The sequence below is a fragment of the Bradyrhizobium sp. MI1.11 genome, from assembly GCF_055811255.1.
On sequence record NZ_JBVVPM010000136.1, the window covers coordinates 1 to 3,291 of the forward strand.

The 3,291-nt window shown below is 61.7% G+C and carries 6 protein-coding genes; 5 read left to right on the forward strand and 1 reads right to left on the reverse strand.

Translation table 11 applies throughout. The annotated features are described in order from the left end of the window. Positions 1 to 162 precede the first annotated feature (162 nt). Positions 163 to 414 (reverse strand): helix-turn-helix domain-containing protein, encoded by a 252-nt coding sequence (locus tag AC0L30_RS42520; protein WP_473309038.1) that lies wholly within the window; start codon positions 412 to 414, stop codon positions 163 to 165. Between the two features lie 158 nt (positions 415 to 572). Between AC0L30_RS42520 and AC0L30_RS42525 the strand changes: the two genes are divergently transcribed. The 5 genes from AC0L30_RS42525 (at position 573) to AC0L30_RS42545 (ending at position 3,102) form a co-directional block, all read left to right on the forward strand. Further along, positions 573 to 845: a DUF2285 domain-containing protein gene (locus AC0L30_RS42525; RefSeq protein ID WP_473309037.1), complete on the forward strand. Its 273-nt coding sequence runs from the start codon at positions 573 to 575 to the stop codon at positions 843 to 845. A 164-nt stretch (positions 846 to 1,009) separates the two neighbouring features. Continuing rightward, positions 1,010 to 1,204: a transcriptional regulator domain-containing protein gene (locus AC0L30_RS42530; protein ID WP_231142577.1), complete on the forward strand. Its 195-nt coding sequence runs from the start codon at positions 1,010 to 1,012 to the stop codon at positions 1,202 to 1,204. Between the two features lie 139 nt (positions 1,205 to 1,343). Next, positions 1,344 to 1,784: a DUF2285 domain-containing protein gene (locus tag AC0L30_RS42535; protein WP_473406748.1), complete on the forward strand. Its 441-nt coding sequence runs from the start codon at positions 1,344 to 1,346 to the stop codon at positions 1,782 to 1,784. Between the two features lie 132 nt (positions 1,785 to 1,916). Continuing rightward, the gene (locus tag AC0L30_RS42540) at positions 1,917 to 2,198 is read left to right on the forward strand and encodes a helix-turn-helix transcriptional regulator (protein ID WP_473309128.1); all 282 of its coding nucleotides are present in this window, start codon (positions 1,917 to 1,919) and stop codon (positions 2,196 to 2,198) included. A gap of 22 nt (positions 2,199 to 2,220) precedes the next feature. Then, positions 2,221 to 3,102: a replication initiator protein A gene (locus AC0L30_RS42545; RefSeq protein WP_473309129.1), complete on the forward strand. Its 882-nt coding sequence runs from the start codon at positions 2,221 to 2,223 to the stop codon at positions 3,100 to 3,102. Positions 3,103 to 3,291: the final 189 nt, after the last annotated feature.

Below are 3,291 nucleotides of genomic sequence, written 5' to 3' on the forward strand. Positions count from 1 at the left end.
CCCCCCCCCCCCCCCCCCCGCGCCGCCCCCCCCGCCCCCCCCCGCGGCGGGGCCGCGCCCCGCCCGCGCGGCGGGGGGCCGGGGCGGGGCGGGCGCGGGCCCCCGGGCCGGGCTCGCGAAGTCAGGCTCTACGATTGTTGAAAATGGATTCCCACGAGCCGATCACTTCCGCTTAGCGGGCTTTGATCGCTCGGCTCGCGCCTCGTCATCTGGGAGAACGAGATCGACGTGGCTGACGCCCAACGTGCTGGCGAGTTCAAATAGAGTTACGACAGTTGGATTGCGCCGGCCGCGCTCCAGGTCACTGATATATTGCTGCGTGAAGCCGGACGCTTCGGCGAATTTCTCCTGCGTGAAGCGCTTCTGCTTCCGCAGTCTTGCGAAATTCCGACCGACCAACTTGCGCATGTCCATCGGCGCAAGTTGCGGCTTTACATACTATGAGGTTTATCTCCTATAATATGTATTCAACTATCACGTGCTGGCCCCATCGGCGGAATACGGCTAAATTTGGACGCGTTCACCACTCTGGCGGCCAAGCGTCTAGAATCGTTGTAAGTGGATTGGAAGCCATGAAGAAGCCGCCGCTCGATCCCGACATTGCGGACGTTGCCCCCTCGGATCCGAAGCTAACGCCGTATGACGAGCAGCATGTCGTCACGTACATTCGCATTCTGCAGGCGGAGCGTGAGGGGGCGGACTGGCGTGAGGTAACTCGAATCGTCTTACATCTCGATCCAGAGCGAGAGCCGGACCGTGCACGGACCGCATATCAGAGTCATCTTGCACGCGCCAAATGGGTGACCGAGCAGGGACGTCTTTTACGTGGCGCCGGCTCAAAATAGAAAAAATCGCCGACTAGAGGCGCGCAGCTGGAATGCTTTTCTTCCGCTTACCGGTGGTCATGCTCATGCACCACGTGGTGCCAAACTAGGGGCTTCCTACAACCGCGTCGTTTATAATTATTGCGCCGCAATCCTTGTTAGCTGCATGCAATGGGGCGGAAGCAATGCCTGAATTCGACTGGCGGTCGCCGGATTCGTTTAAGAGCCTAGAGAACGCTGAGATCACTGAAATCGCCTGGGTAGGTCTTCGTATGAACGTGGACTACCAACGTGACTACGATGCGATTATCGCTAACAACTCAGATGGCGCGGTGACTGAGGAATTCAGGAGGAGGTGGGGCCTCTGCTTTCGCCCATGACCCGCAGAGGTCGTTCCACGAGCAGACGATCTTTTGGGCGCCCGAGGTTCTCCCGACCGTCGTCCCGGTCACTGTAACCGCTTCAGCGCCTGGTCCAAGCCCAACGCCTCAGCCGCCGCTGGATCTTGCATCTGGCCAGGTGCGCCGTGCCGCTGACGGCTGGCATGCCGTGCTGCAAATCGGTTCGGTGGAGCATCGCATCTGGTCGAAACAGCCGCTGACCGCAGGCGCTCGCTATGCGGCCGAGTTGCCGTTTGACCGCGATTTCGAGGCGCGTGCGCACGCCGCCACGCGGCTGTGGCGCGCGATGAATGGACGCGCGCCAGGGCCTCCGTTTCATCGCGTGCCCAAACAGCGGCGCGAACGACTGTGCGCAGCCCTTCGCGCGGTCGCCGCTTATCTCGCCGGCGCGACTTATCGCAGCATCGCAGAAGCTCTGTTTGGCAAGCCGCGCATATCGGATCGTGGCTGGAAAACACACGATCTGCGGAGCCGAACCCGTCGCCTTGTACAAATCGGCCTCGCATTTGTGCGCGGCGGCTATCGCAAGCTGCTTCGGCCCCGGCGCAGGGTCGAGTAGCGCCCTTCCTAGCGGGGCCGAAAATCGACCCCCCGATATTCGGCATCCCCCTCCGAGATTGCGCTTCTCCATGATGACCGCACACACGCCGGCGCCGCCATCCGCGGTGCGCTGTCACCTTGGAGTTCTAAAATGCCCGATGCAATGGCCGGACTGCCCCCGCGCTTCCTGCGGACACCGGAGGCCGCGCGGTATCTTGGTCTCTCGGGACGCACGCTTGAGAAGCACCGCACGTACGGCACCGGGCCGACCTATCGGAAGATCGGCGGGCGTGTCGTCTACGCTGTAGAGGATCTGAAAGCGTGGGCTGATCTCGGCGCCAAGACGTCAACGTCGGATCCCGGCAAGGGCACTGTGCTGCCAGCCAAGAAGCACACGGTGCTGCGCCCGTATGCGGGCCAGGAACGTCGCTGATTGCCACGTGAGAGCAGTCACCATGCGGCGCAAACACCATTCCGAGCGCGACCAGCTTGAGCTCTTTCGGGCGCTGCCCGGCGACCTCGCGCCGCGCGATGCGCAGGATCTCATGGCTTATCCGTTCTTCTCGCTCGCGAAAACAAAGCGCATTGTGCCAATTGATTTCCGTGCCGGTGCGATCGCAATTCGTGTCGAAGCGGTGCCGGAACACGGCATGGCGACAATCTGGGATGCCGACGTTCTGATCTGGGCCGCGTCCCAGATCGTCGAAGCCCGTGACGCCGGCTTGAAGACGTCGCGCCTGATGGCTGCAACGCCTTACGAGATCCTGACGTTTGTCGGCCGCGGCACCAGCGCGCGCGACTATGACCGGCTGAAGGCTGGTCTCGACAGGTTGCAGTCAACGACCGTGCTGACGTCGATCCGTCAGCTGGCAGAACGGCGGCGGCATCGCTTCTCCTGGATCAACGAATGGAAGGAGACGGCCGATGCAAATGGTCGACCATTTGGCCTCGAGCTGATCCTGCCCGATTGGTTCTATGCGGGCGTCATCGATGACGCGCTCGTGCTGACAATCGATCGCGGCTATTTCGATCTGACGGGCGGGCTTGAGCGGTGGCTCTACCGCCTCGTGCGCAAGCATGGCGGTCACCAGGACGGCGGCTGGAGTTTTGACCTTGTGCACCTCCATGCCAAGTCCGGCATCCTCTCGCCGCTCAAGCATTTTGCCTACGACATACGTCAGATCGTGCGGCGTCAGACATTGCCCGGCTATCGGCTCGTGCTCACACGCGATCCTGATGGCACCGAGCGGCTGAACTTCGTGCCCACGCTCGTTGATCCCTTAACGGCACGCCTGCGCCGGCGCGCACTCATTCCAAATTCGGAGGACAACCTGTGAATCAGCTCGTGCTATCGGGGACCGCAACCCTCGTGCTATCGGGGACCCGATCCTCGTGCTATCGGGGACCGGAATCGGGCTTAAGTGCTTGTTTCCCGTCGCTTTCCAGCCGCTCTAACTTTACTAACATACTGACACTAACTTCCAGTTGTGAATCAGTACGTTGTGAACAAGTCGGCGGCGCGTGCA

Bases quoted from the DNA above. Each gene is read 5' to 3' on its own strand.
- AC0L30_RS42520 (WP_473309038.1), bottom strand. From the start codon at position 414: ATGGACATGCGCAAGTTGGTCGGTCGGAATTTCGCAAGACTGCGGAAG.
- AC0L30_RS42525 (WP_473309037.1), top strand. From the start codon at position 573: ATGAAGAAGCCGCCGCTCGATCCCGACATTGCGGACGTTGCCCCCTCG.
- AC0L30_RS42530 (WP_231142577.1), top strand. From the start codon at position 1,010: ATGCCTGAATTCGACTGGCGGTCGCCGGATTCGTTTAAGAGCCTAGAG.
- AC0L30_RS42540 (WP_473309128.1), top strand. From the start codon at position 1,917: ATGCCCGATGCAATGGCCGGACTGCCCCCGCGCTTCCTGCGGACACCG.
- AC0L30_RS42545 (WP_473309129.1), top strand. From the start codon at position 2,221: ATGCGGCGCAAACACCATTCCGAGCGCGACCAGCTTGAGCTCTTTCGG.